Genomic DNA, 26373 nt, shown 5'->3' on the forward strand with positions numbered 1-26373 from the left:
CGCGAGTAACATCGGCTAAGTTACCGACGAGTAGCTACTTGGGCGGTACTCGACGGAAAGACAGACCGCACCAACGCAGTGCCACTTCAGGGAGAGAACATGGGCCACTACAAGAGCAACGTCCGCGACCTCGAGTTCAACCTCTTCGAGGTCCTCGGTCTGGACAAGCCGTTGAGTGAGGGCGTGTGGGGGGATCTCGACGCCGACACCGTCAAGGACATGCTGTCCGAGGTCGCGCGCCTGGCCGAGGGTCCGCTCGGTGAGGCCTTCGCCGACGCCGACCGCAACCCGCCGGTGTTCGACCCCGAGACGCACGAGGCGACCCTGCCGGAGTCCTTCAAGAAGTCGTTCAAGGCGATGTGGGACGCCGAGTGGTACCGCATGGGCCTCAGCGAGGAGGTCGGCGGCGTACCCGTCCCCCGCGCCGTGGTGTGGGCCATCGCCGAGATGCTCCTCGGCGCGCAGCCGGCCGCGTTCATGTACGCCGCCGGTCCGTCGTTCGCGGACGTGCTCTTCAAGAACGGCACCGACGAGCAGAAGCAGTGGGCCGCCGCGCTGGTCGAGCGCGGCTGGGGCGCCACCATGGTGCTGACCGAGCCGGACGCCGGCTCCGACGTGGGCGCCGGCCGCACCAAGGCCATCAAGCAGGACGACGGCACCTGGCACATCGAGGGCGTCAAGCGCTTCATCACGTCCGCCACCTCGGACGACCTGTTCGAGAACATCTTCCACCTGGTCCTGGCCCGCCCCGAGGGCGCCGGCCCGGGCACCAAGGGCCTGTCGCTGTTCTTCGTCCCCAAGTTCCACTTCGACTTCGAGAAGAACGAGCTGGGCGAGCGCAACGGCGCCTTCGTCACCAACGTCGAGCACAAGATGGGCCTCAAGGCGTCCGCGACGTGTGAGCTCACCTTCGGCGGCCACGGCACCCCGGCCGTCGGCTGGCTGGTCGGCGAGGTCCACAACGGCATCGCGCAGATGTTCGACGTCATCGAGCACGCCCGCATGATGGTCGGCACCAAGGCCATCTCGACGCTGTCCACCGGCTACCTCAACGCGCGGGACTACGCCAAGGAGCGCGTGCAGGGCTCGGACCTGACGCAGATGACGGACAAGACCGCGCCGCGCGTCACCATCACCCACCACCCGGACGTCCGCCGCAGCCTGGCGATGCAGAAGGCGTACGCCGAGGGCATGCGCGCGGTGTACCTCTACACCGCCGCGCACCAGGAGCCCGAGATGGCGCAGCTGGTGTCGGGCGCCGACGAGCAGCTCGCGCACCGCGTCAACGACCTGCTGCTGCCGATCGTCAAGGGTGTCGGCTCCGAGCGGGCCTACCAGTACCTGACCGAGAGCCTGCAGACCCTGGGCGGCTCCGGCTTCCTGCAGGACTACCCGATCGAGCAGTACATCCGCGACTCCAAGATCGACTCGCTGTACGAGGGCACCACCGCCATCCAGGCGCAGGACTTCTTCTTCCGCAAGATCGCTCGCGATCGCGGTGTCGCGCTGGCCCACGTGGCCGGCGAGGTGAAGAAGTTCATCGACAGCGAGGCCGGCAACGGCCGCCTCAAGACCGAGCGCGCGCTGCTGTCGACCGCACTCGAGGACGTCCAGGCGATGGCCGCCACGCTCACCGGCCACCTCATGGGTGCGCAGGAGCAGCCCACCGAGCTGTACAAGGTGGGTCTGGGCTCGGTCCGCTTCCTGATGTCGGTGGGCGACCTGCTCATCGGCTGGCAGCTGCTGCGCCAGTCCGAGATCGCGCTGAAGGCGCTCGACGAGGGCGCGTCGGACAAGGACAAGCCGTTCTACGAGGGCAAGGTCGCGACGGCGTCGTTCTTCGTCAAGAACGTGCTGCCCGAGCTGACCGCGACGCGCACCATCCTGTCGCACCTGGACAACGACATCATGGAGCTGGACGAGGCCGCCTTCTAGACCGCCGCGTTCCCCGACGCCGATGCCGCACGACGATCTCGTCGTGCGGCATCGGCGTTTCGCGCAACAGTGTTGACAACGGCCATTGTCAGATCCAGGCTGGGGTTGTGACCCACACCACCGACTACCCGACCCGGTACATGCGCGACCGGGCACACGCCGCGCGGATCACCGCACCGCTGCGGCCGTTCGCGTGGCCGTCCCCCGACGCGACGGAGCAGGAGGCCGACAGGCTGCGCCGCGCACTGCTCGAGCGTGACGAGCCCAGCGCCGCCCTGGTGCGGGCCATCCGCGAGGACCGTACGGTGACACTCGCGCAGTTCCGGCAGGCGCTCGCCGAGGGCATCGACTCCGTCCCCGCTGCTCCGGAACCGCTCCGGGAGTACTTCGCGCTGCTCGAGGACACCCCGGCCTGGGTGGACCGCGACAAGATCGCGCTCGGCGCGCGCACGCTGCGCCGCGTCGGATCGGACGTGGGGGACGTGCTGGCCTACGGCTCACTGTTGGGCGGGTACAACAACTCCGGGCCGCTGCCGGTGCTGACGTCGTCGGGCCGGTTGACGGGCGAACGCACCCGTCGCCGCATCGCCGAGACCGGGACGTGGTGGAACGGTTGCGTCGCCGACGGCGGCCTGGACCGCTTCGGCGAGGGGTTCACGCTGTCCGTGCACGTCCGTCTGATGCACGCGTTCGTCGACTACCACCACGAGCACGAGACCGACTGGGACAGCGGCGATCGCGGGCTTCCCGTGAACCAGTTCGACCAGGCCGGAACGCTGGGCCTGTTCTCCATCACCTTCCTGCTGCACACCCGCGTACTCGGCGTCCGCTACACCCGGCGTGAGGCCGACGCCGTGCTGCACCTGTGGTGTTACGTCGGCTGGCTGATGGGCGTCGACCCGACATGGCTACCGTTCGCCGAGCGGACCGGACTGCGCATGATGTACCAGATCGGTTCCTCCTCCCCGGCGGCCGACGAGAACAGCTACACGCTGGCCGCGTCGCTCGTCGAACTCCCCCTGCGCACCCGCTACGGCCGATTCGACCGGCTGCGGCGGCGCTACGAATACGAGCGTGGCCTGTCGCTGGCCACCACACTCCTCGGTCCCGCCGGCGTGCGGGCACTGAAAGTGCCGGTGCGGCCACCGTGGTACCCGGTCGGCCGACTCGCCGTCAACGTCGTCAAACACCATGTGATGGGACGCTTCCCCGCCGGAAACCGGTGGCTGCAGCGCCACGGTGAACGACAACTTGAGGACGCCCGGCTCCGCATCCTCGACGGCGAGATCGCCGACGTCGTGGCACTGCCGGACTGACGGACCGCCCGGGCCGGCCCACCCGCGCCCCGTTTCGCTCCATATCCGGCGCAGACCACGCGGTTGTGTTTGGCTTGTCCAGTCGATCCCGCCACCGAGCCGAGGTTGGTGATCAGCTGTGACCAGCATGGACGAGCGCACCGGATTCTCCGAGCCCGCAGGTCCCGCCCTTGCCGTGCGTGCCGACGGACTGACGCGCAGCGGATCCCTGGGGCCGGTGTTCGGCCCGGTGGATCTGCGCATCCCGTTCGGGGGCCTCGCGGTGATCCAGGGCTTCGCCGGCTCGGGCCGGACATCGCTGCTGCTGACGCTCAGCGGGCGGATGAAGCCGTCGTCGGGCACGTTGCGGGTGCTGGGGCGCACCAAACCGGCCGGGATCCGCGCCGTCTCGGCGATCGCAGGCTTCGACGGCATCGACAACATCTCCGAGTCGGTGACGGTGCGCGACCTCGTCACCGAGCAGATCCGCTGGGACGCCACGTGGTACCTCCTGATCCGCCGTGCCGGGCAGCGCGAGCTCGAGCAGGTGTGTGCGCCGGTCTTCGGGAACCGCCCCCTGCCGAAGCTGACCGACTACGTCAGCGATCTCGGTGAACTCGACAGCATGCTGCTTCGCATCGCCGTCGCGAACACGAAGGTCCCGCCGCTGCTGCTGATCGACGACCTCGAACAGGTCCGGGAGGAGCACGATCGGGCGCAGCTCGTCGAGCACCTGGCGATGCTCGGAGCGCGGCAGACGGTGATCGCGTCCGCGGTCAACCCGCTGCCGCCGCATTCGCCCGCCCACGAATTCCATCCGCTCTCGGACATCGCACCGGAAGGCGAGGAGTAGCCATGCTGGCAGGGATGTCGCTCGGCACCGAGCTCAAGCGGTTCTCGCGTGGACTGATGCCGCGAGTCGCGCTCGTGACGATCGTGCTGATGCCGCTGCTGTACGGCGCGCTGTACCTGTGGGCGTTCTGGGATCCGTTCAGTGCGGCGAACAAGATCCCGGTCGCCCTGGTCAACAGCGATCACGGCACCGTCGTCGACGGCAAACCGTTGAACGCCGGCGAACAGGTGGCGCATGGGCTGATGGACTCCGGCGAACTCGACTTCCACGAGGTGACCGCCTACGAGGCGTCCACCGGCGTAGCGGACGGTCGCTACTACTTCTCGGTGACCCTGCCCGGCGATTTCAGCCAGTCGGTGGCCTCCCCCACCGGGCCGGACCCGCAGAAGGCGCGAATCGTCTTCACCTACAACGACGCCAACAACTACCTCGGCACGATCATCGGACAGAACGCCGCGCAGCAGATTCTCAATGCGGTGAGCGCCCAGATCGGCGAACAGTCCGTCGACCAGGTGCTCGTCGGACTCGGGGCGGCCGGCGACGGCCTCCGCAAGGCAGCCGACGGCGCCGGCCAGCTGTCGACCGGGGCGCAGGCCGCCGACGCCGGTGCGCAGCAGCTCGCGGGCGGCTCCCGCACGCTCGCCGACGGCCTGGGCACCGCGAAGGCCGGTTCGACGGCCCTGGCGGACGGCACCGCGCAACTGTCCGCGGGCATCGACACCGCGACCGGCGGGGCGTCCGCGCTCGCCGGCGGGCTCGACCAGTTGTCCGGCGCGACCACCCAACTCGGTGACGGGGCGGGGCAGGTCAGCGCCGGGGTCAACCAGCTCGTCGACCAGGTCACCGGTGCCCTCGGCGCCGTGCTCGACCCGGCCACCCGGGCGCAGCTCGCGCAGCTCCGCGACGGCGCCCAGCAACTCGCCTTCCAGCTCGGGGACCCGTCGAGCCCGTACCGGGCGGGCATGACGCAGGCCGTCGGCGGCGCCGGCCAACTGCGCGACGGCCTGACGCAGCTGCAGTCCGGCGGACAGCAGGCGGCGTCCGGTGCCCGCACCCTCGACGACGGTCTGGGCCAGTTGTCCAGCGGCGGTGAGACGCTGGCGCAGGGCGCCGGGCAGCTCGCCGATGGCACGACGCAGCTGAAGGACGGTTCGGGAGAACTGGCATCGCAGCTGAAGGAGGGCAGCGAGCAGGTCCCGCAATGGGATCCGCAGCAACGCACCGCCGTCGCGCAGACGCTGTCGGCGCCGGTCGCGCTCGACCAGGACCACGAGAACCGCGCCAAGACGTTCGGTACCGGCTTCGCACCGTTCTTCCTGCCGCTCGCACTGTTCGTCGGCGGCATCATCACGTGGATGCTGTTGCGGCCCATCCAGAACCGCCCGATCTCGACGGGCCTCGGCGCCATGCGGGTGGTGCTCGCGTCCTACTGGCCGGCCGCGCTCATCGCGATCGCGCAGGTGCTGGTGATGTACGTCGTGGTGCACTTCGGCGTCGGGTTGGTGCCGGTGTACGTGTTCGGCACCATCGCCTTCCTGGGGCTCGTCGGGCTCACGTACATGGCACTGATCCAGGCGTTCAACGCCATCTTCGGGCCCGCCGTGGGCCGCGTCGTGACGCTCGCCTTCCTCATGCTGCAGCTGGTGTCGGCGGGCGGCATCTACCCGGTGGAGACCACCGCGAAACCGTTCCAGATCCTGCACCCGTTCGACCCCATGACCTACGCCGTCAACGGCCTCCGACAGCTCACCGTCGGCGGCATCGACTCCCGGCTGTGGGTGTCGATCGCGGTGCTCCTCGGGCTGATGCTCGCGTCCCTGGGCGCAAGCGCCCTCGCGGTTCGGCGCGATCGCGCCTGGACGTTGATGCGGTTGCACCCGCCGATCGAGGTGTGAGCGTCTCGATCGGCGCCCGGCTGAGAGCTGAAGGGACCGTTCATGCGCCGGCAGCGTATGAACGGTCCCTTCAGCTCGTAACGGGAGAGGGGCCGGACTAACCGCCCGGCGTGTTCTCAGGCTTCGGCGCCGGTTCGTTCGACACGCACTTGACGATCGGCACCGGGTCGTAGCGGACGGTCCGGGTGTTGCGGGAGATCTCCGCGCCTGTGTTCGCGTCGGTGATGATCCGAGTGTCGCTCGTGGTGAATCCCGGTGCGCCGCTGGATGCCACGCAGTGCGGGCCGGCCGGCAGCGTGATCGTGTTCGGCGACGTCTGGTTCGTCCGACCACCGGTGACGGATTCGACGTCGACGGTCTTGGTGCCCCAGATCCGCACCGTGATGTTGGAGTTGGTGCCGATCGTCTGGACCATGACACCCGTCTTGGACGGGTTCCGGAACTTCAGGTCGATCGCACCCTCGAACACCGTCGCCTCGCGCGCCGCCGGGTAGCGCGAGATGTAGTAGCTGTGTTCGGTGTGCTCGACGTCCTCCATGCCCGCGAAGTACGTGGCGTTGTAGAGAGTGGTCGCGAGCTGGCTGATGCCACCGCCGACCGCCTTGTCCGGGCGGCCGTTGTTGATGATGCCGGAGTCGACGTACCCCTGCGCCGAGCCGCGAGGACCGGTCTCGGCGTCGAACGAGAACGTTTCGCCCGGCTTGACGATCGCCCCGTTGATCGCGCTCGCGGCGAGGCGGATGTTGACGCCGGACGCGTATTCGAAGCCGCCGGTGGTGAACTCGCCGATCACCTCGCGGATTCCGAGAGCCTTGGCGCCGTCGGTCGTCAGCGCCGGCTCGGCCGGCTCGTAGATCGCCGGCGTGGTCCGCGGACCGGCCGCCGCCAGCAGCGCGGGCAGCGGTTCGAGGGTCTTGGGCCACTGCACCATCTCGCCGGTGACCGACGGGATCACCTCGGGTGAACCGCTCGAGAGACTGATCTGCGCGTCCTTGGGCTTGGTCTCGGTGCCGGCGAGCTGCGGCGACAGGATCGCGGTGGCCGCCTCGACGTTGTACTGCGGCGACAGCCCGCCGTCGCCGTCCGGCACGAAGCTCAGGACCTTGCCCACCTGATCGCGCGGAAGCGTCGCGACCGCACCGTTCTTGCCGGTCACCTCGACGTTGGCCGACACCGCGGGTGTCGCGACGTCGCGGACCGCGGCATCGACACCGGCCTGTGTGACCGCGACGTCGACGGTGTCCACCGGCAGGTCGACGGTGGTTCCGTCGGCCCAGTCCGCGACGAACGTGTCTTTCGCGGCCTCCACCTGCAGGTTCTGTCCTGGCAGCGGCGCGACCGGCACCACCTCGGTGCCCTCGAACAGCACGTTGCCCTCGCGGGGAGCGCGGTCGGACTGCTGCTGCACGCCGACGATCGCGGTCGTCAGCGCGGCGTCGTCGACGGTCGAGACCACACCGATCTCCTGGTTGGTGAACAGCGACGCCACCCGGGTGAACGGGTTGATCGGCTGCTCGCCCGCGCGCTCGACGGTCGCGGCCCAGTCGATGTCCACCCCGGCCTGCGCCGGAACGATCGAGCTGTCGCTGGTCCCGGCACGTACCGGCACCGGCTGATCCACGCGGGAGCCGAGCGCGGCCCGGAGCGTCGCCTCGGCGTCCTGCTCGTTCTGCCCGCCGATCTCGACGCCCGCAACGGTGACACCGCGCGGCACCCGATCCGCCGACACCGCGAAGTCCACGGCGTACGCGACGACCGCCACGGCCGCGACACCGCCTGCGACGGCGGCGTACTTCACCCAGCGTCGGCCGCCCGACGGTTGCGCGGCAGCATCCGCCTGCACCGCCGGGTCCGCCTCCGGGGCCTGTGACGGCTCCGGGGCCTGTGACGGCTCCGGGTCCGGAGCGCCTTCCGGCTGTGGTTCGGGTCCGGGCTCAGCGGCAGGAGTGGCCGGTGTGGCCGGGAAGACCTCGGTGGGCGCGTCGGTCGCGTCGGCCCCGTCGGAGGAGTCCTCGGAGGGCCCCGGGGGCACCGCGGGGAGGATCTCGGTGGGGTTGTCGTCGGGCTGGGGACCGCCCGAACCGTGCTCCCGGCCGTTTTCCTCGTCGTTGACGCGGTCGCGCTCGTCACTCATGAAAAGGGCCCTCCTGACGAACCGACACCGTGCTGGGCCGTCGCATTACGTGTTCTCCCGTGAGGATAGTCGCGGTGACACGAACGACCGGTCCGGAATTCCACCAGACGGCGGCGCGAGAATCATTCCACGTGGTCTGCCGCGCCCCGAACGCAGAGTGGCTCCGCGTCGTTGCCAGGTCGGGGGTCAGGCAACAACGCGGAGCCAACTGGGATATCGGCCCCCTGTCAGGGGCGTTACAACCGGGTTCCGGGTCGTCCGGTTTACCGGATGCGGCCGTGGCCGTCAGACCTCGACGATGGCCGTGACGCCCTGACCGCCGGCTGCACAGATGGAGATCAGACCGCGGCCCGAACCCTTCTCTGCCAGCATCTTCGCGAGCGAGGCGACGATCCGGCCGCCCGTGGCCGCGAACGGGTGCCCGGCCGCGAGCGACGACCCGTTGACGTTGAGCTTGGACCGGTCGATGGACCCGAGCGCGCCGTCGAGACCGAGGCGCTCCTTGCAGTATTCGTCGGACTCGAACGCCTGCAACGTCGCGAGCACGACGGACGCGAACGCTTCGTGGAACTCGTAGAAGTCGAAATCCTGCAGAGTGAGACCGTTGCGCTCGAGCAGCCGCGGGATTGCATACGTGGGGGCCATCAGCAGACCGTCGCCGCCGTGGATGTAGTCGACGGCCGCGGTCTCCGAGTCGACGAGGTGCGCGAGCACCGGCAGATTGCGCTCGGCCGCCCACTCGTCGGTGGACAGCAGTACCGCGGACGCGCCGTCGGTGAGCGGCGTGGAGTTGCCGGCGGTCATGGTCGCGTCGCCCAGCTTGGTGCCGAACACCGGCTTCAGTGTCGCCAGCTTGTCGACGTTCGAGTCGGGACGCAGGTTGTCGTCGCGGGTCAGCCCCAGGAACGGGGTGACCAGGTCGTCGAAGAAGCCCCGGTCGTACGCGGCGGCCATGTTGCGGTGGCTCGCCGCGGCCAGCTCGTCCTGATCCTCGCGACGGACACCGAACTCCTTCGCGGTGATCGCGGCGTGATCGCCCATCGACAGACCGGTGCGCGGCTCCCCGTTGCGCGGGATCTCGATGCCGAGCATCGACGGGCGCACCTGGCCGAGCAGCTTGACCCGGTCGGCCGCGGACCGTGCCCGATTCATCGACAGCAGGAACTCGCGCAGTTCGTTGTTCACGCCGATCGGCGCGTCCGACGTGGTGTCGACACCGCCACCGACACCCGCGTCGATTCGCCCGGCCGCGATGGCGTCGCCGACCGCGATGATCGACTGCAGGCCGGTGCCGCACGCCTGCTGCAGGTCGTAGGCCGGGGTGTAGGGACTGAGCGCACTGCCGAGGACGCACTCGCGCATGAGGTTGAAGTCGCGGCTGTGCTTGAGGACGGCACCGCCGACGACCGTGCCGAGCCGTTCGCCCTGCAGCCCGAAGCGGCTGACCAGTCCGTCGAGCGTCGCCGTGAACATGTCCTGGTTGGACGCGTGGGCGTAGGCCCGGTCCGAACGCGCGAACGGAATGCGGTTGCCGCCGACGATGGCGACGGGGCGAAGCTGCCGACCACCGGACTGCGGTGCGGATGCCGGCTTGGCGCTGCGGGTACGGGCTTTGCTGGTCACGTCGGTCTCCATGTAGCTGGGGGATCTGCTCGAGATCCGCACGGTCGATCCGCCTCGGCGGTGGTTCCTACACTCGACATCAAACTTACTGCAGAGTAAGTTCAATGTCGACACCGCACCCGGATGCACGGGTGCCCGATTGCGACAAAGAAGGTGGACCGTGGCAGCCAGCAAGGGCGCTCCCGACCTCTACTCACAGTTCCTCTCGTCCGCGCCGGGCGCATTCATCGCCAAGCAGGCCGGGTTGCCGCAGCCGGAGAAGCTGCGTCGCTACAAGGCGGGCCAGCCCGCACTGGCCGGCCCGATCCTCATCGGCGGCAAGGGCCGTCTGGTCGAGCCGATTCGGGAACTGCTGTCGGACTACCCTGCCGCGCAGCCGCACGACGACCGCTACGGGGCGCTCGTGTTCGACGCAACCGGCATCGGTCAGGTCACCGAGCTCGTCGAGCTGTTCGAGTTCTTCCAGCCCGTCATCCGCAACCTCGCGTCGTGTGCTCGCGTCGTCGTCCTCGGCACCACGCCCGAGCTCACGTCCGGTGTCGACGAGCAGATCGCGCAGCGCGCGCTCGAGGGCTTCACCCGCAGCGTCGGCAAGGAGATCAAGCGCGGCTCCACCGCACAACTGGTCTACGTCGCCCCCGACGCCGCGCCGGGCCTGTCCGGCCTCGAGTCGACGCTGCGCTTCCTGCTGTCGGCCAAGTCGGCGTTCGTCGACGGCCAGGTCATCCGCGTCGGCGCGCAGGATTCCGTCGCCCCCGCCAGCTGGGACCGCCCGCTCGAGGGCAAGGTCGCCGTCGTGACCGGCGCTGCCCGCGGTATCGGCGCCACCATCGCCGAGGTGCTCTCCCGCGACGGTGCGCACGTCGTGTGCGCCGACATCCCGGCCGCCGGTCAGGCGCTGTCGGAGACCGCGAACAAGGTCGGCGGCACGTCGCTGGCCCTCGACGTCACCGCGCCCGACGCGGCCGACAAGCTGGCCGAGCACCTCACCGAGCGCCACGGCGGCGCCGACATCATCGTCCACAACGCCGGCATCACCCGCGACAAGACGCTCGCGAACATGGACGAGGCCCGCTGGAACAGCGTCCTCGGCGTCAACCTCCTCGCCCCGCAGAAGATCACCGAGGCGCTCGTCGCCAAGGGCGTGCTGCGCGAGGGTGGCCGCGTGATCGACGTGTCGTCCATCGCCGGTATCGCCGGAAACCGTGGCCAGACCAACTACGGCACCTCGAAGGCCGGTGTCATCGGCCTCGTCCAGGCCACCGCGCCGGTGCTGGCGGAGAAGAAGATCACCATCAATGCCGTCGCGCCGGGATTCATCGAGACCGCGATGACCGCCGCCATTCCGTTCGCCACCCGCGAGGCCGGCCGCCGCATGAGCTCGCTGCTGCAGGGCGGCCAGACGGTGGACGTGGCCGAACTGGTGTCGTACTTCGCGAGCCCCGCCTCCAACGCCGTCACCGGCCAGATCGTCCGGGTGTGCGGCCAGTCCCTGCTGGGCGCGTGATGGCAGGCCGCAAGGGCACCCTCGTGCAACTGCACGAGCAGCCCGGCACCCTCGACAACTACGCCCGCGCCGCTCTCGGCGCGCTGCCGTTCGTCAAGCCGTCCGGGCGGCGCAGCCTGCCGAAGGAGACGCTGGCGCTGTCCGGGCTGCGCGTCGACCCGGACAACCTGGCCGCGTACGCGAAGGTGTGCGGACTGCGGTTCGGCGACACGCTGCCGATCACGTACCCGTTCACGCTCGTGTTCCCGACCGTGATGCGGCTGCTCACCGCGCGCGAGTTCCCATTCCCGGCAATCGGTTCCGTGCACACCGACAACGTGATCGAGCAGCTGCGCCCGATCTCGGTGAGCGAGCCGCTGGACCTGTCGGTCCGCGCCGAGAATCTGCGACCGCACACCAAGGGCACCCAGGTGGATCTCGTCAGCGAGGTCTCGGTGGGCCGCGAACTCGTGTGGCGTCAGGTCAGCACGTTCCTCAAGATGCACCCCACCGGTGCGCCGAAGGAACCCCGGACCGAGCACGAGGCCGAGGTACCCCCGCCGCCCACCCGCACCCTGCGGGTGGATCAGAAGATCATCAGCCGGTATGCGGCGGTGTCGGGTGACCGTAACCCGATCCACGTATCGTCACTGGGCGCCAAGGCATTCGGCTTCCCCGGCACGATCGCGCACGGCATGTGGAGCGCCGCCGCGGCACTGCAGTCCCTCGAGGGTCGCATCCCCGACGCGGTCACCTACAGCGCCCGGTTCGGCAAGCCGATCGTACTGCCGGCCACGGTGAACCTGTACGCCGATCGGACTGCCGACGGCTGGGACCTGTCGCTGAAGAACCCGAAGAAGGGCTATCCGCACCTGAGCGCGACCCTGCGCTGAGACACCGACGCCCGGGCACCCTCGCATCACGCGAGGCTGCCCGGGCGTCGTCGTTCCTACTGTCCCGTTTCCGTGCGCAGACGCTCGTTCTCGGCGGCGAGTTCCGCGTTGGCCGCCTCCAGATCCAGGATCTGCCGGATGCCCGTGAGATTGACGCCGGCCTCGACCAGATCCGACACCCGGGACAGGCGGTAGATGTCGTCCTCGCTGTAACGCCGGGTGCCACCACCGGTGCGTGACGGATTGATCAGCCCACGCCGCTCGTACAGCCGCAGAGTCTGCGGACCGATTCCGGTCAACTCCGAGGTGACCGAAATTCCGTAGACTCCGCGGGTGGAGCGGGGCGGAGACTGTTGCGTCATCGTGGCCTTCATATCGCGTCGAGTTCGGTCGCGTGGAAATGCGTGCGCGGGCAGTTCACCCGGCCCCGTCCGGGAAAGCGGGGGCTCGTCTACGCACCGTCCGCGAGCTTGTGCTGACAACTCACCGTAGCACCGACCCCGCACCGAATGTGCGGCGGTGGGCGAAGATTCCCTGTGCCGCAGGTTAGGGGGAACCGGCGGCGGGAATCACACGTCGTTCGGGGCACTCAGCTCCCCGAGCTCCATGTCCGCCTCGATCCGATTGCCGGTGCGGTCCAGTTCCGCGATGGCCAGGTCGAACGCGTCCACCAACCACTCGTGCTCGGCCGAGACGAGTTCGTCGGCGTCGCCGTCCGCGACCGCCTGGAAGAAGCGCACGGTCCACCGCTCGGCCGGATCCGGGCCGTCCGAGAGCCCGTCGACCTCGTGATTCGTCGCCAGCAGGAAGCGGTTGTACTCGAAATCCACGCGAATCGCGTAGCCGGCCCCGGTGTTGACGACGTTCGCCGGACGGTGGGTCGCCGCAGCGAGCGCCGTGAGCGCGTCGGCGTAATGGTCGGCGTGTTCGCGGGTACGTGGCACTGATGTCACCTCTGTCGGAAAGGCCACCGCAAGGGATGCGGCGGCAGGGGCAGCGAGTTGCGACCGGGAAGCCCGGTCGATCACATCCCCGCAACGAACGGTACGCGTCCACCGACCCGGCGCGGCGCCCGAGCCGCCACAAATCTCGCCGATCCGACACGCGCACGCAATCCCCTCCCACCTGCAAGGAAGATCCGATCCACGCTCGGTTTCAATTAATCTGTTTTGACGGACACAGATTTTGTTGTACGGTTCAGAAGTCAAAGCTTCCAGATGCAAGCGAAGAAGAGTGAGACGGAGATGTCAGACCAGGCCGCGCCAGCGGCGGACGGATGCACTCCCCCCACCGGTCTTCCGAACCCGGGCCGCGAGCCGTCAGGTATCGCACCCACGCCGGGTGGGCCGTATCAGAAGAAAGGATGACCACACGTGAGTGCACACCGCTCGGCCACCGCAGGCCGCGCCTCGGCGACCTGGTCGCTGAGCACCGAGGAGCTCAAGCGACGACTCGACGGCATGTTTGCCGACGTCCCCCACGCGGACGACACCCCCGAGCTCAGCGCCGCCTGACGGCAACCGAACGCGATCGACCGTCCACGAAGAATCACGAGGAGCATTCGATGACCGGAATCAGCCCGAACCTCGCACCCCTGGCCGACACCTGGGAATGGCAGCAGCACGGCCGCTGCCAGGGCATGGACGAGTCGATCTTCTTCCCCCCGACCGGCGAGCGTGGCAACGCCCGCATGATGCGTGAGCGGCGCGCGAAGGCCATCTGCGCGACCTGCCCCGTCGTGAAGACCTGCCTCGAGCATTCCCTCGCCCTCCCCGAACCGTTCGGCGTGTGGGGTGGCATGGGCGAATCCGAGCGGGCGATCGCCCTGCGCGGACGCCGCGTGCGCCAGCGCCCCGCCGCCTGACCGGCAGTACCTCTCCCCTACCGAAAGATCGCTCCCCTACCGAAAGCGCAAGGTACTCAACATGATCACTCTCGGCATCATCCTGCTCGTCATCGGCCTGCTCATCAAGATCCCGATCCTGTGGACGCTGGGCGTCATCGCCCTCGTCATCGGCGCGGTGCTCCTGATCCTCGGCGCTGCAGGTCGCGCCGTCGGTGGCCGCAAACACTGGTACTGATCGCCGGACGCGAGTGGCCCCGGGCAGCGATGCCCGGGGCCACTCGTACGTTTGTCGGAAGTTACTGCTTCTTCTTTGTCGTGCCCGCCAGACCGCGCCACGCGAGGCTGTCGAGCAGATCGACGGCCGCATCGACGTCGATCTCGCCGCCTGCCACCCGGTCGGCAACCGCCTCACCCGCCCCGACCAACGCCACCGCCATGATCGAGAAGTCCGTGCCGGGATCGGGATCCTTGGTGCTCGACTCGAGCAACTTCGCCGTCAGCTCGATCAACCGGTCGCGGCTACTGCCGACCTGCGAGGCGAACGCCTGCTGCCCGATCGCCTGCCGGTACAGCACCATCCACGAGCGCCGGTTGGCGTCGACGAACCCGAGGAAACCGGTGAGCGCGGCGCGCAACTGCTCGCGCGGGGGAAGATTGGGATCGCCGGCCGGCGAGATGGCCTCGACGAACCGCACACCCTCCCGATGGATGCACGCGGCGAACAGTTCGTCCTTGGACCCGTAGTACAGATACAGCATCGGCTTCGAGATGTTCGCCTTGGCGGCGATCGCATCCATCGACGCGTCGTGGAACCCGTTGTCGGAGAAGACCTCGATCGCGGCGTCGAGCATCTGCTGCTCGCGCACAGCCCTCGGCAGCCGCTTGGTGCCTCCAGCCATCATTCCTCCAACCACAGGTAAGAGATGCCATCTTACTCTACGGTAAGAAGATCAGGGGTCACTCCATTGTGACCCAGGCGATCCTCAGCAGCTCACAGCGCCCTTCGCCCGCGCCACCGTGAGCACCGACGCATCCACCTGGGACTGCGGCAAACGCCCCTTCGCGACCGCATCCTCGAGATGATCCAGTACCCGCGGCACGTCGTCCGTCGTGAGCCACAGCGCGGAGGTCACGCCGGACTTCAGGGCCTGCTCCACCGCGTCGGCGATGTCGAACCGATCGGTGATCGCCTTCATCCCGCTCAGGTCGTCGGTGAAGATCACGCCGGTGAAGGGCGGCGCGTCGTAGCCGGTCCCGTCCCGCAACAGCTCGACGGCCTGCGGGCTCAGGCTCGCGGGCAGCCCGTCACTGGTCAGGCCGGGAACACTGAGGTGCCCCAGCATCACCCCGACCTCGGTGTCCACCAAATTCCGGAAGGGCACCAGGTCGCTGTCCTGCAACTGGTCGAGCGGCGGGGTTGTGACGGCACCGGTGTGCGAATCCCCCGATGCCGACCCGTGGCCCGGGAAGTGCTTGAGCACGGGCAGGATTCCGGCGTCACGCATGCCGCGCGCGTACGCGTCGGCATACCGGGTCACCACCTCCGGATCGTCCGAGAACGACCGATCGCCGATCACCGAGTCGTCCGGCTGACTGCTGACGTCGACGTCGGGCGCGAAATTGACGGTGATGCCGACGCTGCGCAGCTGGCGGCCCCGCTCGAGTGCCATCTCGTAGGCCTGGTCCGTGGTCATGGTGCGGGCGACCTCGCGGGCCGACGGGTCCGGCCCGAACAGCTGGTCCACGCGGGACACCCGGCCGCCCTCCTCGTCGATCGTCACCATCAGCGGCACCGCGCTGGCGTCCGCGACCTGCGCGACCTCGCTGTCGGCGAGCATCGACTCGTCGGTCCAGCTGCCGATGAAAATGCCGCCGATCCCCTCGGACTTCACGACGTCGAGGGCATCCGCGGTACCCGTGACCCCCACCGTGAGCAGCTGCGCGAGTTTCTGCCGCTCGGTGAGCGACTTCAGGAACCCGGGCCCGCACACCGCCGAACCGAACGGTCCCGGCGCGGGAGGTGCCTGCCAGGTGGTCGAGGTCGACGACGCCGCAGACTCGGACGTCGACGGCGCTGACGTCGCGGTGGTGTCGGTGCCGTTCCCGGACGAGCACCCGGCCGCGAGGCCGGCGCACAGGACGAGGGCGAACGCGTGTCGGATTCGCATGGTTCCGACCGTAGTCGACATCGATCCGAGCTGTTTCCGAGCCGGACACCCCGGGTAATGGCAAGGTAATCTGCAAGAACGGAAGCCGAAGGCCGCCACCGGCGGTCGACCCCGATTCCAGGAGGTCACAGTGCCTGCAGATCTCATGCTCATCGCTTACGACGGCTCCGACAACGCCAAGCGGGCGATCCAGCACGCCGGCCGATTCCTCGCGGCGAACCGCGCCGTGGTCGTCACCGCGTGGGAACCGATGGTGCGCCAGGCGGCGCGGATGTCCGGGCTCTCCGGCGTCATGCAACCCGAGTGGGTGCCCGACGAGCAGTCCGAGGACGTCGCCCTCATCGACGCGCGCACCACCAACGACGAGGGCCTGGACCTCGCACTGGCCGCCGGCCTCAACGCCGAGGGCCGCTGCTGCGAGTCGTCGACCGCGATCTGGGCGGCGATCGTCGAGTGCGCCGACGAACTGGACGCCGACATCATCGTCACCGGTACCCGTGGCACGACGGGACTGCGTTCGCTGCTGCAGAGCAGCGTTGCCGACCACGTGCTGCGGCACAGCCACCGGCCGGTGCTGATCGTTCCGCCGGGCAAGTAGCGCCGCGAGCCTGGAGGCCGCCGCCGTCGGTGTCCGGACTATCGTCGGCAGCATCATGGACGGCTTCCTACTCTCGCGTTCCGAACGGACTCTCCGCACCACCGGGACGCGGGACCGCTTCGACACCGTCGCCGCCGCGGCCGCCGCGCTCGCCGACGGTCGCGCCGATCTGGTGGTGGGCGCGCTGCCGTTCGATCCGTCCGCGCCCACCGCTCTCGTCGCGCCGGTGACGGTGTCGTGGACCGACGGGCCGTGGCGTCCGGGCACCGTCGCACCGCTTCCCCGGGTGACGATCGCCGGCGAGGTCCCCGGCCTGGACGAGCACACAGCGCGCGTGCGCCGGCTCGTCGACCGCCTCCGCGGCGGCGAGTTCGACAAGGTCGTGGCGGCGCGGGCCGTGCGTCTGGCCGCCGACGCCCCGATCGATCCCGAGGCGCTCGCCGCCCGGATGATCGGCCGGCACGCGAGCGCCAACGGCTTCGCCGTCGACCTCACCGCGGCCGGCGAGTCCTACCGCGGTCACACCCTCGTCGGCGCGAGTCCCGAGATCCTGCTCAGCCGTCGCGGCGACGTCGTGACGTGCCGTCCGCTCGCGGGTTCCGCACCGCGCCGCGCGGAGCCGGACGCCGACCGCGCGGAGGGCGCGGGTCTGCTGGCATCGGCGAAGAATCTCGCCGAACACGCGTACGTCGTCGACTGGATCCGCGACGTCCTCGCCCCGCTGTGCTCCGACCTGGACGTGCCGGCCACCCCCGAACTGACCCGCACCGGCGAACTGTGGCACCTCGCCAGCCCGATCCGCGGGCGACTGCTCGACGCGTCGGTGACGTCGCTCGACCTCGCCCGCCGGCTGCACCCGACGCCCGCGGTGTGCGGAACCCCCACCGACCGCGCGCTCACCGCGATCCTCGACGTCGAAGGGGACCGCCGCTTCTACGGCGGTGCCGTCGGCTGGTGCGATGCGGCCGGCGACGGCGACTGGGTGGTCGCGATCCGCTGCGCCGAGATCGATGCCGACGGGACGTCGGCGCTCGCGTGGGCGGGCGGCGGAATCGTCGCGGCGTCGGATCCCGGCACCGAACTCGAGGAGACCACCACGAAACTGGGCACCCTGCTCGGGGCGCTCGGCGTGGACGCCCACGCCGCCGACCCCGCAGGTGATACCTTGACCCGGATATCACGTACGCACGAGTAGCACCGCGTACCGGCGGCTCGACCATGGGAGATCCGAGATGGCGAAGTTCCTTGTCCCCGGCGTTGCCAGCGCTGTGATCGGTGCAGTCGTCGGCGTCGGCGCAGTTCTCGGCGTCACCGCGGCCGCCCAGGACAACACGCTCCCGGACATCGACCGCTCCGGAAACGCCAACTCGTCGATCCTCAACCAGGTTGAGTACGGCAGCCGCTGAGCCCGGAGGAATCGCGCGTTCCCGCACGACCCCCTCGTCCGGCGACCTCGCCGACGGGGGGCTTTCCGTCGAACCCTCGACTGAACGACTGACCCGGCGCTGGCTCTACGGCGCCGGGTTCGTCGCGTTGATCCTGTGCCTGCTGCAGTCCCCGGGCCTGGTCGTCGCCGACACCAAGTACGACCTCACCGAGAACCCGATCGGATTCCTCACCCGCGCCGCCCACCAGTGGAGCAGCATCGCCCCACTCGGGCAGGTGCAGAACCAGGCGTACGGCTACTTCTTCCCGCACGGGCTGTTCTTTGCGGCCGGCGAATTCCTGCACGTACCGCCGTGGATCACGCAGCGGATCTGGTGGGCGCTGCTGATCGTCGCCGGATTCTGGGGCATCATCCGTGTCGCCGAGGCCCTCGGCATCGGCAGTCGGTCGTCCCGGATCGTCGCGGCCGTCGCGTTCGCGCTGTCCCCGCGGGTGCTCACCACGATCGGCTCGATCTCGTCGGAATCGCTGCCGATGATGCTGGCGCCGTGGGTGCTGCTGCCGGTGATCCTGGCGACTACGTCGCCCGTGCGCCTTTCCGGTGGGCCGAGCTACCAAAAAGGCGCACGGGTGCTCGCAGCGCAGTCCGCGCTCGCGGTCGCGCTCATGGGCGCGGTCAACGCCGTCGCCACCGCGGCCGCTTGCCTGGTCGCGGGCCTGTGGTGGATCGCGCACCGGCCCAACCGGCGCTGGTGGGTGTTCACCGCGTGGTGGGTCCCGTCCCTGCTGCTGGCCACGCTGTGGTGGATCGTCCCGCTGCTGCTGCTCGGCCGGGTGAGTCCGCCGTTCCTCGACTACATCGAATCGTCGGGCGTCACGACGCAGTGGACGTCGCTGACGGAGGTGCTGCGCGGCACCGACAGCTGGACGCCGTTCGTCTCCCCCGAGCGCGTCGCCGGCACGGTGCTGGTGACGCAGCCCGTCGCGGTCGTCGCCACCGGCCTGATCGCCGCGGCCGGCCTGGCCGGGCTGTGCATGCGCCGGATGCCCGCGAAGGGGCGGCTCACCCTGATCCTGCTGGTCGGCATCGCCGGGCTCGGCGCCGGCTACATCGGCGAACTGGGATCCCCGATCGCCGACCAGGTCCGCGCGTTCCTCGACGGCACCGGCGCCCCACTGCGCAACGTGCACAAGCTCGAGCCGCTCGTCCGGCTGCCGCTGGCCCTCGGGCTGGCGCACCTGCTCGCAAGGGTGCCGCTACCCGGGTCGGTGCCGGTCCGCCGCTGGCGCACCGCGTTCGCGCACCCCGAACGCGAGCCGCTGGTCGCGGTGACGAGCTTGCTGCTCGTGGCGCTCACCCTCACGACGTCGCTCGCGTGGTCCGGCCGGCTCGCCCCGCGCGGCGCGTACGACCAGGTGCCGTCGTACTGGCACGAGGCGGCGCAGTGGCTCGACGACAACGCCGCCGGATCCGGGTCGGGTGCGGACGCCGAACGCGCGCTCGTCGTGCCCGGCGCCCCATTCGGTGCGCAGGTGTGGGGACTGACCCGCGACGAACCGCTGCAGGCACTCGCGTCCACGCCGTGGGCGGTCCGCGACGCCGTCCCGCTCGTGCCGCCCGGCGCGATCCGGGCGCTCGACTCGGTGCAACGGATCATCTCCGACGGCCGACCCTCCGCCGGGCTCGCCGACACCCTGCTCGGACAGGGCATCCGCTACGTCGTCGTGCGCAACGACCTCGACCCCGACACTTCCCGATCGGCGCGGCCGCTGCTGGTGCACCAGACCGTCGACGGCTCCCCCGGCCTCGAGAAGGTGGCCGAGTTCGGCGAGGACATCGTCCCGGACACCGTCGACGACGTGGTGATCGACAGCGACCTGCGGCCCGGCTACCCGGCCATCGAGATCTACCGCGTCACCTCACCCGACGGGGCGACCCCGGCCGCCGGGCTGTACGCCGTCGACCTGGACCGGGTGCCCGTCGTGCAGGGTGGCTCCGAGTCGCTGCTGCGGCTCGCCGAGAACGGCACCGTCGCCGGGCCGGCGCTGCTCGCGTCGGACGCGGCGCGCGCCGGCCTCGACACCGGCTCGGTCACGGTCACCGACACCCCCACCGACCGCGAGACCGACTTCGGGCAGGTCGACAACCACAGTTCCGCGCTGCGCGGTCCCGACGACGAGCGCCGCACGTACAACGCGGTGCCCGACTACCCGGTCCCGGGCGCCGAACTGGTGCAGGGCGAATGGTCCGGCGCGACGGTCAGCGTGTCGAGCGCCGCGTCCGACGCCACCCAACTGGGCGGCACCGCACCCGGCAGCGGACCCGCCGCGACCGTCGACGGCGACCCCGCGACGGCGTGGCTGAGCAACGGCCTCGAGACCGCCCGCGGACAGTGGCTGCGCCTCGACTTCGACACCCCGATCACCCGCGGCATGCTGCACCTGACGACGAGCCCCGCCGCGTTCGGTCCGCCCGTGAAGTGGATCCGGGTGGAGACCCCCAACGGCTCGACGTCGGTCCGGGTCGACGAGCCCGGAAAACCGGTCGACGTGTCGTTGCCGTCGGGCACGACACCGTGGCTGCGGATCCTCGCCACCCACACCGAGGACGGCTCCCCCGGTTATCAGTTCGGCATCAGCGAGATCTCCGTCGACGACTACTCCACCGGCACCGCACTGCCCGTCCCGATCGTCCACCGCACCGTGCTGCCGGCGACGCCCGCCGGCGCGCAGGTGCGCGGCTGGGACCTGGGGCAGGAACTGCCCGGACGCGCGGGCTGCGCGGACGGCCCGGACCGCGTGCACTGCAGCGGCTCGCTGGTCCTGCCGCCCGAGGAACCCGGCACGTTCACGCGAACCCTGTCGGTACCCGAATCCACCACCGTCACCACGCAGTTGACCGTCCGGCCCCGCCCGGGTGCAGCGCTCGAGAGTCTTGTCACCGATCCGGCCGCGGTGTCCGCGACCGGTGCCGCCGACGGCGTCGAACTGCGTGGCACCGCCGCCGCGGCCGTCGACGGGGACGTCGCCACGTCGTGGACGGCACCCACCGACAGCGCCCAGCGCAAGGGCGGGCTGCCGACGCTGACGATCCGGCTGCCGCAGCCGACACTGGTGACCGGGCTGCTGCTGACCCCGAGCCCCGGGAATCTGCCCGCCGCGCCCCGCCGGGTCGCCGTCGACCTCGGCACCGGCCCGCAGACCCGCGACCTCGACGCCGAAGACGCTGCCCCGCAGACGGTCTCGCTCGAACCGCACGTCACCGACACGATCGTGCTGAGCCTCGTGCGATGGGACGACGTCCTCGACCGCACCGCACTCGGCTTCCTGCAGCTCCAGCCCGCCGGATTGTCCGAGGTGGCCGTCCTCGGCGACGGCGGCCGCCCAGTGCCGGGCACCGCGACCGCGACCACCGACCACACCGTCACCGTCGGTTGCGACATCGGGCCGACGATCTCCGTCGGCGGCACCATCGTCCGGATGTCCGTCACCGCGACCGCGCGGCAACTGGCGTCGGGGCAGCCGGTGACCGCGACCGCCTGCGATCCGGGGCCCGCCCCGCTACCCGCGGGCCGTCAGGACGTCGTGGTCGCGCCCGGCCCCGCGTTCACCGTCGACAACCTGCGCCTCGACGCGGCGCCCGCGCCCCCGCCGGCCCCGGTGTCCGCGCCGACGGTGGGCCGCTGGACCGAGAACCTGCGCGAACTCGACGTCGCGGCGTCCGGCACCGACCGACTGCTGGTGGTTCCCGAGAGCACCAACATCGGGTGGGTGGCGACCGCGCCGGACGGCACCGAACTGCAACCCGTCGTCGTCGGCGGCTGGCAGCAGGGCTGGATCGTGCCCGCCGGCACCGACGGCGTCGTGACGCTGACCTTCCCGTCGGACCGCTGGTACCGCGCGGGCATCGCGTTCGGGCTGCTGCTGTTGATCCCGCTCGCGCTGCTGGCGCTGGTGCCTCGCCGGCGTGCACGCGACAGCGGCCCCGCACCGCGCCCGTGGCGCAGCGTGGTCGCGGCATTCGTCGGTGTGACCGCGGTGGCGACCCTCGTGGCGGGACTCGTCGGGGCGGGTGTCACGGTGCTCGTCGCCGGGGCCGCGTTCGGCCTGGCCCGGTGGCGCGGCAACGCCTTCGCGGCCCGATTCCTCGTCGGAACCGCAGGGGTGTCACTCGTGGTCGCGTCGGTGCTGCTGTCGACCGGACCGTGGCGCGCGGCCGACGGCTATGTCGGGCACTCGTTCCTGATTCAGCTGTTCGCGCTGATCGGCGTCGTCTGTGTCGGTGTCGCCGCATTGCCGCTGACGCGGTCGCCGATGTGGCGGCGCTTCTCCCAGCGGTGGACGGCGCGCCGGGACGGTTCCTCGACCAACGCGTAACTGGCCGACGCCACGGCGATGCTGAGCACCGTGGTGACGGCGAGGACGAACCAGAAGTTCCCGTTGAACGGCGCGATGCCGAACATCGGGAACACGATCGTCAGCACCGCGAGATGCCAGATGAACAGTCCGTAGGACCAGCGCCCGACGGCCAGCGCGACCGGGCTCGCGAGGATCCGGTGCCGGTGTCCGGCCAGGACCAGCGGCGCCAGCAGCGCGAAACTCATCACCGCACCGAGGGCGATCTTGGTGGCGTACTGCCACGGCTCGGCGCGGACCAAGCCCTCCGGCCCGGCCAGCCACGTCGTCGACAGACCGAACGCGACCACCGCGATCGCACCCATCCACACCCGGTGCTCCGCCAGGCGATGCACCCACGTCCCGCCCACCATCGCGAGTTCGGCGAGCAGCATGCCGGCGGCGAACCACGGGATGTAGCCGGGCAGCCAGTTGTCGTGGTGGATCCCGTCCGGCGCCGGGATCGGCAGGAACGCCCAGCTGAAACTGATGACCGCCAGGGCGAGCAGCACCGGCACCCGGAACCGAGCGCTGTCTCCGCGCAGTTTCACCAGCACCAGCGCGATGATCGGCAGCAGCAGATAGAAGGCCACCTCGACCGACAGACTCCACATCTGCGTCAGGCCCTCGGTGAGCGTGAGCGGGACGAACACCTGCAGCAGCGCCAGGTTCGACATCCACACCCTCCAGCCGCCACCGGCGGCGGGCAGGAACGCGAGCACCAGAACCACCAGCACCCAGTACGCGGGCAGAATGCGCGCCGCCCTGTTGAGCCAGTACCGGGCGATGGTCGGCGCCCTCCCGAAACCGCGGGCCGCCGCCGCGTGCGGACGCCACAGCAGGAAGCCCGAGAGCGCGAAGAACACCGCGACCGCCAGGTCGAACCGCCCCCAGATCCGGCCGATCACCGGATCGCCGGTGGCCCCGGTCTGGAACGCCACGTGCGTCACGAGAACACCGAAGGCGGCGAATCCGCGCATCCCCTCGAGCGCCGGAACGAACGCCCGCGGATTGCCGACCGGAGCCGGCGAGGCGAGGTGTGTGCTCTTCATCGCCGTCAAGTGTGCCCGGGTCGTTGCGGAACCGAAAGAGCGACGTGAACGATCGGAACACCGGTGCTGACGCAAATGGGACAACGAGACTGTTAGTGTCTGGGCTCACGTGGTGTCGCGAAACGTCAGGCACCGTGCGACCCGTGCAGCGGGCACGCTGCCGGTGGGGGTATCTCAATTCAAGAACATTGAGTTAGGAGACAGCATGGCCGAGCGCTCAGGCCCGAGCCGGATACTCGCGTGCATTCTGGTGGGCCTCGGGACCTTCCTGCTCGCCGTAGCGGTCCTCATTCCCGCGTACACCGTCGACAAGCTCAAGAAGACGCCACTGGATCTCGAGGTCACCACCGTCGCCACCGGCAACGGTGACGTGCTCGACTCCAAGGCGCTGCTCGCGGGCAAGGCCGAGGTCAACACCAACGTGCCGATCGTCGCGCAGCGGTACGTCATCACCGAACAGCCGTCCGACGCCGACGTCATCTCGCTGCAGGCCGGCCAGACGCTGATCCGCACCGACAAGCAGGGCGACAGCGGCCTGCTGACCGCGACGGTGGACCGACTGACCGCCGACCGCGTCAGCTCGATGCCGGTGGAGCCGCCCGTCGGCACCATCCAGACGTCGTCGACCGAGCCTGCCGAAGAGGTGTCGCACACCGGCCTGCAGTACAAGTGGCCGTTCGACGCGGAGAAGAAGAGCTACCCCTACTTCGACCTGAACTCGCGCACCACGCAGGACATCAATTTCGTTGAGGAAACCGAGATCAACGGAATGAAGGTGTACCACTACAACCAGACGATCGAGCCCGTCGATCTGTCCAAGGTCGTCCCGTCGGCGCCCACCAACAAGCTGACGCTGCCCGCCAAGACGTGGGGTGTGCCCGGTGACGACCAGCCGGTCACGATGATCCGCTGGTACACCAACGAGCGCGACGTCTGGGTCGACCCGGTCACCGGCGTCGTCATCAAGGGCCAGGAGAAGCTCTACCAGTACTACGCCCGCGACAAGGCAAAGCCCGAGGTCACGGTCCTCAAGGCCACGCTGCCGTTCGACGAGAACACCATCGAGTACCAGATCGGCCAGGCCAAGGACGGCCAGGACAAGCTGTCGCTGTTCGGCCGCACGCTGCCGATCGTCGCCGCCATCCTCGGCGTCATCTCGCTGATCGCCGGCATCTTCCTCGGCCTGCGCGGTGGCCGCGGCAACAGGGGCGCGACCGCCGGTGGCCCGGCGAACCCGCCCGCCGGATCGGCCGGCAACGACTGGACCACCGACAAGACCGAGGAATTCCCCACGGTCAACATGGACAAGGGCGGCTTCACCGAGCCCCCGCGCCAGCAGTAGTCGGCGCAGCCCGACGCTCTGACAGACCACGAACCCCCGCACGGATCACCGTGCGGGGGTTCGTCGTTGTGGCGGGCGTGGGCGAGGCGGGGTGTGGCGGGCGTGGGCGAGGCGGGGTGTGGCGGTCAGGGTGCCTGCCCCGGTCCGTCGCGTTTTGCGCACTTAGCGCGGGGTCCCGGCCCCACCCCTCGCGCTTTGCGCACTTATCGCGGTGGGAGGGGCCCTCAGGGGCGCGTTTTGCGCACTTATCGCGCGACGTCTGCCGACCGGGCGCTGCGGACCGCCAGTACCGCCGCCGCCGCGGCGGTCGCCGTGGCTACGCACATCGCGACGGTGACGAACTCGCGGACAGTGTCGGCGACGGTGAAAAACAGCACCACCTCGGCGGCCAGACCCACCCACGCGACGATCGCGAGGTGCGTGCGCTCGCCCGCGATCGCGGACAGCAGCGCGCCCTGCAGCACCGCGAGCGCAGCGCCGTTCCACGCGAACATCCACAGGATGCCCTGGACGGGCGTGTAGTCGTCGCCGAACAGGACCGGGGCGAGCGGGGCCACCAGGGCGGCTCCGACGACGAGGACGGCGCCGAGCGCGATCAGAACGCCGAGCGCCGACCGGACGGCCGCGGCGGAGTGCTCCGGGTTCGCCATCTTGGGATAGAGCACGACACCGATGGCCTGCGGCAGCCAGAACGCGGCCTTGGTCGCGACGGCACCCGCCGCGTACAGGCCGGCGTCGTGGGAGTCGAGCACCATGCGGGCGATCACGAGGTCCACCGAGGTGAGCGCGATGAGCGCCAATTGCACCTGCGACGCGCGCAGGACCGTCGCGACGCCGATCGTGGACGTGTCGGTCCGAGCCTCGGTGCCGGACGGTCGACGGCTCGCGATCAGCCGCGCCGCGAACGCCATCACGCCGGTGCCCGCGGCACCGGCCAGCAGGGTCGGGCCCGGACCGCCGCCGACCGCGAGCACCGCGACGGCGGGCGCCACCCTGACGATCCCCGCGCCGGCCAGCACGACGCTCAGTTCCGCGAACCGTCCGGCGCCCTGCAACAGTCCCTGTTCGGTGGCGAGCAGCACCAGCAGCGGCGCCGCGACGAGCGCCGACGCGGTCGCGGCGAGACTCGTGTCCAGCGCCCACGACATGACCGGGACGAGCGCCACCGCGATCACGCCGACGATCGCGGCGCAGCGGTAGCCGAGTGTCCGCAGTGCTGCGGTCGGCTTGCCGTGCACCACTTCCCGGGCCACGACGGTCTGCAGGGCCAGCGCCGGGACGGCGAGTACCAGTTGCGCGGCGAGCAGGGCCGCGAACTCGCCGTAACCCGCCGGGCCGAGCCAGCGCAGTGCCGGAAGCGCGAGCAGGTAGGCGGCGATGTTCGCCGTCATCGATCCGACGGTCACCATCGTCATCCCGGCGACCGTGGAGCCGGTGAGCGATTGGCGTGGCATCCGCTCATGATGCACCAC

The 26373-nt window shown here is 70.0% G+C and carries 21 protein-coding genes and 1 pseudogene; 14 read left to right on the forward strand and 8 right to left on the reverse strand.

The features are described 5' to 3' along the window. The first annotated feature begins 99 nt into the window (after nt 1-99). From ABEU20_RS04285 to ABEU20_RS04300, 4 genes are all read left to right on the forward strand, one after another. Nucleotides 100-1935: an acyl-CoA dehydrogenase gene (locus ABEU20_RS04285; protein ID WP_420163169.1), complete on the forward strand. Its 1836-nt coding sequence runs from the start codon at nt 100-102 to the stop codon at nt 1933-1935. A 107-nt stretch (nt 1936-2042) separates the two neighbouring features. Beyond that, the gene (locus tag ABEU20_RS04290) at nt 2043-3251 is read left to right on the forward strand and encodes an oxygenase MpaB family protein (RefSeq protein ID WP_420163170.1); all 1209 of its coding nucleotides are present in this window, start codon (nt 2043-2045) and stop codon (nt 3249-3251) included. Between the two features lie 127 nt (nt 3252-3378). After that, the gene (locus tag ABEU20_RS04295; protein WP_420163893.1) at nt 3379-4083 is read left to right on the forward strand and encodes a hypothetical protein; all 705 of its coding nucleotides are present in this window, start codon (nt 3379-3381) and stop codon (nt 4081-4083) included. Between the two features lie 2 nt (nt 4084-4085). Next, nucleotides 4086-5978: a YhgE/Pip family protein gene (locus ABEU20_RS04300; protein ID WP_420163171.1), complete on the forward strand. Its 1893-nt coding sequence runs from the start codon at nt 4086-4088 to the stop codon at nt 5976-5978. A gap of 97 nt (nt 5979-6075) precedes the next feature. On the opposite strand, the gene ABEU20_RS04305 is transcribed toward ABEU20_RS04300, so the two are convergent. Together ABEU20_RS04305 and ABEU20_RS04310 are read right to left on the reverse strand one after the other, a co-directional pair. After that, nucleotides 6076-8112: a VanW family protein gene (locus ABEU20_RS04305; protein ID WP_420163172.1), complete on the reverse strand. Its 2037-nt coding sequence runs from the start codon at nt 8110-8112 to the stop codon at nt 6076-6078. 285 nt (nt 8113-8397) lie between these two features. Next, nucleotides 8398-9735, reverse strand: a complete 1338-nt coding sequence (locus ABEU20_RS04310) for an acetyl-CoA C-acetyltransferase (RefSeq protein ID WP_420163173.1) — start codon at nt 9733-9735, stop codon at nt 8398-8400. Between the two features lie 160 nt (nt 9736-9895). Between ABEU20_RS04310 and ABEU20_RS04315 the strand changes: the two genes are divergently transcribed. Together ABEU20_RS04315 and ABEU20_RS04320 are read left to right on the forward strand one after the other, a co-directional pair. Further along, nucleotides 9896-11242, forward strand: coding sequence for a 3-oxoacyl-ACP reductase (locus ABEU20_RS04315; protein ID WP_420163174.1), 1347 nt, complete (start codon nt 9896-9898; stop codon nt 11240-11242). Beyond that, on the forward strand, nt 11242-12114 hold the full coding sequence (locus ABEU20_RS04320; protein ID WP_420163175.1) for a MaoC/PaaZ C-terminal domain-containing protein: 873 nt from the start codon (nt 11242-11244) through the stop codon (nt 12112-12114). The genes ABEU20_RS04315 and ABEU20_RS04320 overlap by 1 nt, the downstream gene beginning before the upstream one ends. 56 nt (nt 12115-12170) lie before the next feature. Here ABEU20_RS04320 and ABEU20_RS04325 read toward each other — a convergent pair whose 3' ends face one another. Together ABEU20_RS04325 and ABEU20_RS04330 are read right to left on the reverse strand one after the other, a co-directional pair. Continuing rightward, on the reverse strand, nt 12171-12476 hold the full coding sequence (locus tag ABEU20_RS04325) for a MerR family transcriptional regulator (protein ID WP_420163176.1): 306 nt from the start codon (nt 12474-12476) through the stop codon (nt 12171-12173). A gap of 207 nt (nt 12477-12683) precedes the next feature. After that, the gene (locus ABEU20_RS04330; protein WP_420163177.1) at nt 12684-13058 is read right to left on the reverse strand and encodes a hypothetical protein; all 375 of its coding nucleotides are present in this window, start codon (nt 13056-13058) and stop codon (nt 12684-12686) included. Between the two features lie 429 nt (nt 13059-13487). Here ABEU20_RS04330 and ABEU20_RS04335 point away from each other — a divergent pair, with 429 nt between their 5' ends. From ABEU20_RS04335 to ABEU20_RS04345, 3 genes are all read left to right on the forward strand, one after another. Next, on the forward strand, nt 13488-13628 hold the full coding sequence (locus tag ABEU20_RS04335) for a hypothetical protein (RefSeq protein WP_420163178.1): 141 nt from the start codon (nt 13488-13490) through the stop codon (nt 13626-13628). Nucleotides 13629-13678: 50 nt separating this feature from the next. Beyond that, on the forward strand, nt 13679-13978 hold the full coding sequence (locus ABEU20_RS04340) for a WhiB family transcriptional regulator (RefSeq protein ID WP_420163179.1): 300 nt from the start codon (nt 13679-13681) through the stop codon (nt 13976-13978). Nucleotides 13979-14039: 61 nt separating this feature from the next. Next, nucleotides 14040-14195, forward strand: a complete 156-nt coding sequence (locus ABEU20_RS04345) for a DUF6131 family protein (RefSeq protein WP_420163180.1) — start codon at nt 14040-14042, stop codon at nt 14193-14195. A gap of 61 nt (nt 14196-14256) precedes the next feature. Here ABEU20_RS04345 and ABEU20_RS04350 read toward each other — a convergent pair whose 3' ends face one another. Both ABEU20_RS04350 and ABEU20_RS04355 read right to left on the reverse strand, forming a co-directional pair. Then, on the reverse strand, nt 14257-14859 hold the full coding sequence (locus ABEU20_RS04350; protein ID WP_420163181.1) for a TetR/AcrR family transcriptional regulator: 603 nt from the start codon (nt 14857-14859) through the stop codon (nt 14257-14259). A gap of 84 nt (nt 14860-14943) precedes the next feature. Then, nucleotides 14944-16128, reverse strand: coding sequence for a glycoside hydrolase family 3 N-terminal domain-containing protein (locus tag ABEU20_RS04355; RefSeq protein WP_420163182.1), 1185 nt, complete (start codon nt 16126-16128; stop codon nt 14944-14946). Between the two features lie 130 nt (nt 16129-16258). On the opposite strand from ABEU20_RS04355, the gene ABEU20_RS04360 reads away from it, so the two are divergent. Genes ABEU20_RS04360 through ABEU20_RS04375 form a run of 4 tightly spaced genes read left to right on the forward strand, consistent with a single transcriptional unit; the run spans nt 16259 to nt 22489 of the window. Further along, a complete protein-coding gene (locus tag ABEU20_RS04360; RefSeq protein WP_420163183.1) occupies nt 16259-16726 on the forward strand; it encodes a universal stress protein in 468 nt (155 codons plus the stop codon). A gap of 55 nt (nt 16727-16781) precedes the next feature. After that, the gene (locus ABEU20_RS04365; protein WP_420163184.1) at nt 16782-17921 is read left to right on the forward strand and encodes an isochorismate synthase; all 1140 of its coding nucleotides are present in this window, start codon (nt 16782-16784) and stop codon (nt 17919-17921) included. A 37-nt stretch (nt 17922-17958) separates the two neighbouring features. Beyond that, a complete protein-coding gene (locus tag ABEU20_RS04370) occupies nt 17959-18132 on the forward strand; it encodes a DUF2613 domain-containing protein (protein ID WP_313410292.1) in 174 nt (57 codons plus the stop codon). 10 nt (nt 18133-18142) lie between these two features. Beyond that, the gene (locus ABEU20_RS04375) at nt 18143-22489 is read left to right on the forward strand and encodes an alpha-(1->3)-arabinofuranosyltransferase domain-containing protein (protein WP_420163894.1); all 4347 of its coding nucleotides are present in this window, start codon (nt 18143-18145) and stop codon (nt 22487-22489) included. A 68-nt stretch (nt 22490-22557) separates the two neighbouring features. Here the strand turns inward: ABEU20_RS04375 and ABEU20_RS04380 are convergent. Further along, a pseudogene (locus ABEU20_RS04380) lies at nt 22558-23559 on the reverse strand (acyltransferase family protein); the annotation flags it as partial. Nucleotides 23560-23764: 205 nt separating this feature from the next. Between ABEU20_RS04380 and ABEU20_RS04385 the strand changes: the two are divergent. After that, complete coding sequence (locus ABEU20_RS04385; RefSeq protein ID WP_420163185.1) at nt 23765-24901, forward strand: DUF3068 domain-containing protein; 1137 nt, start codon at nt 23765-23767, stop codon at nt 24899-24901. Nucleotides 24902-25146: 245 nt separating this feature from the next. On the opposite strand, the gene ABEU20_RS04390 is transcribed toward ABEU20_RS04385, so the two are convergent. Then, complete coding sequence (locus tag ABEU20_RS04390) at nt 25147-26355, reverse strand: polysaccharide biosynthesis protein (RefSeq protein ID WP_420163186.1); 1209 nt, start codon at nt 26353-26355, stop codon at nt 25147-25149. Nucleotides 26356-26373: the final 18 nt, after the last annotated feature.

This window comes from Rhodococcus parequi, assembly GCF_046042785.1.
Taxonomy (GTDB): Bacteria; Actinomycetota; Actinomycetes; order Mycobacteriales; family Mycobacteriaceae; genus Prescottella; species Prescottella parequi.